Source organism: Herbidospora sp. RD11066 (assembly GCF_054661255.1).
The window spans coordinates 1-246 of sequence record NZ_BAAGDO010000296.1; the positions used below are offsets into that span (position 1 = coordinate 1).

The 246-nt window shown below is 45.1% G+C and carries 1 protein-coding gene; it reads left to right on the forward strand.

What is annotated here, in order from left to right; translation table 11 throughout:
* Positions 1-246: EF-Tu/IF-2/RF-3 family GTPase (locus ACYQ78_RS39955; RefSeq protein WP_459806207.1), on the forward strand; the 246-nt coding region annotated here is incomplete at both ends.

Consider the following 246-nt stretch of genomic DNA (forward strand, 5'->3'; position numbering starts at 1 on the left):
TATTCCTCCAAAGAGGCCAACAGATAAGCCATTGCGTTTGCCTTTACAAGATGTGTACAAGATTGGAGGTATTGGAACTGTGCCTGTCGGCAGGGTAGAGACTGGTATCTTGAAGCCAAACACGGTTATCACATTCAGCCCTTGCAGTATCACCACTGAAGTTAAATCTGTTGAAATGCACCATACAGCCCTTACTGAGGCTCTTCCTGGTGACAATGTTGGTTTTAATAGAACGAACGTGTCGGT